This window comes from Frankia sp. CoWAU3 (assembly GCF_977971855.1).
This window is the reverse complement of the sequence record NZ_CDWWXB010000127.1, coordinates 4,801-6,803: the sequence shown is the minus strand read 5'-3', so window position 1 is coordinate 6,803 and position 2,003 is coordinate 4,801. Positions and strand designations below refer to the sequence as shown.

The following is a 2,003-nucleotide window of genomic DNA, read 5'->3' as shown; positions in this document are numbered from 1 at the left end:
AGTCCGCCTCGACGGTGATGTCGTCGGCCATCGGCACCGTGCGGGCGAGCGCGGCCTGCTCGGCGGTCAGGGTGCCATCCGCCACCAGCGGGCGCAGCAGCGCGTCCGGGGCGGGGCGCAGGAAGAGCTCGGCCACCTCCCCGCGGGAGACCTTGGCCACCACCCGGTGCCCGACGTGTACGCCGCCAGCGCCGCCCGGCCGCAGCCCCGCGGCCCGGTAGGCGACGATCTGCGGGGTCAGCTCCAGGAACGCGGACGCCTCCACGCAGGTCACCCCGTGGCGCAGGCAGGCGGCCAGGATGGCCCGTTCCAGCTCCAGCTCGTTCGGGCTGTGGATCAGATTGCAGGCGAAGGGCGCCGGGCCGAGCTCACGGCGGATCCGCCCAAGCACGTCGTCGATCCGGTCGGGCAGCACGCCGGCCGCCCCGTACGTGGCGAGGAAGCCCGCCCGTGCCATCGCCACGACCAGCTCCGGCGAAGCGATGCCGTTCGCCATCGCGCCGGTCATGTAGGGCTGACGCACCCCGTAGTCGGTCAGGAAGGACGCGGCTCCCAGCCGCTCGGGGCGGGCCGGCGGCGCCACAGCCAGCACCGTCGCCACCGCCGCGCGCAGGCTCGCCGGGTCGTCGGTGGCCGCGATCGCGCCGCCCTGTTCGCTCACCACGACGCAGGGCGCGTCCAGCCGGGCGAGCAGGTCGTGGATCTCCTGGGCGGAACGCGCGAGCCGCGGCCCGCCCGATCCAGGACGCGGCATCGCCGGCGCGCCACGGACCGTCGTTGTCGTCGTCACCATGATTGCGCTCCTCTACCGCGCGCTTCGGCGGCGATGTCGGTCAGTCCGTAGATACGCATGCCGGGTTTCCAGACGCTGGCGTCCGCGACGACCCGTGCCCGGGCACCGTCGCGGCGGACCTCCTTGATGTGGACCTCCAGCGTCATCTCCCCGTCATCCGGGCGGATCTGGCCGCGGTAGCGCCAGCTCATCGGCAGCCCGGCCGGCACGACGAAGACCGGCTCGACGAGGTCGTCGGTCAGGCCCTCCTGGACCATCCGCTCCTGCAGCGCCTGGATGACGGCCTCGACACCCAGCGAGCCGGGCATCACCGGGTCAAGCCAGAAGTGCCGCGCGAAGAACCAGTCGTCCGGGCTCGTGGGGCGGACGGCGTGCAGGTAACCGCGGCCGAAGTCGCCGCCGCCGTCCACCACCGTGATCTGGTCGAGCAGGGCCATGGCGCCCTGGGCGCACAGCGGCGCGTTCGCGGCCCGCCGGGCGGCCACGTCGATGGTCCGCCGGTCCGCCTGCGCCGGGCTGGTGCGTTCCAGCCAGGTCGGCACGAATGCGCCCTGATCGAGACCGTTCTGGTTCGCCAGCGTCCGCTGGGTGAAGAAGCCGAACAACGACTCACCGACGTAGAACGGCTCGCCGTCACGGCCGGACCCGTGCGATCCGGATCCGTCGACCGGCACGAGGAACAGCTCGTACTGGAAGTTCTGCAGGATCGCGCCGCTGAGCACGGTCGTGGACAGCAGGGTCGAACGCTGCCGGATGGTGCGTCCCGCCAGGTCCACCTCACGCCGGACGGTCGCCGTGCCGTCGAGGTTGCGCAGGACGTAGTCGTTGGCCGGGTCGGTCAGGGTCGCACCCAGGTAGTAGAGCCCAGCAGGAGCGCCGACTGTAGCGATGTCTCCATGTGCACGATGTTCGGCATCGTCGGGCTGGGGCTGTCGGTGTAGTACCAGGAGTCCGCCGGCGAGTCGTACTCGGTGATCATCGACGCGCCGCCGCTGAGCTGACCGCGCGCGCCGTCCACCCGCATGACCCGGTCCACCAGCCGCAGGCCGCCGCCGGGCAGCCGGCAGACCGTCCGGCCCGCGGCGGAGGCGAACTCGGGACCGAGCGCGATGGCGAGGTCGCCGCGCGCCGCGTGGAACATCTGCAGCTCACCGAGCAGCGCCGACTCTCCGGTCGCGCCCACGCGGCCGAGGAAGGCCGGCAGGACGCC

General features: G+C 72.8%; 2 protein-coding genes and 1 pseudogene. All 3 read right to left on the bottom strand.

The annotated features are described in order from the left end of the window. Positions 1–793, bottom strand: a 793-nt coding sequence (locus AC08ON_RS12130) for a beta/alpha barrel domain-containing protein (RefSeq protein ID WP_476616985.1), incomplete at its 3' end; no start/stop codon positions are given. After that, a complete protein-coding gene (locus AC08ON_RS12125) occupies positions 787–1,569 on the bottom strand; it encodes a beta-hydroxydecanoyl-ACP dehydratase (protein ID WP_476607311.1) in 783 nt (260 codons plus the stop codon). The genes AC08ON_RS12130 and AC08ON_RS12125, both read right to left, overlap by 7 nt. A gap of 62 nt (positions 1,570–1,631) precedes the next feature. Beyond that, positions 1,632–2,003, bottom strand: a pseudogene (locus tag AC08ON_RS12120) (beta-ketoacyl synthase); the annotation flags it as partial.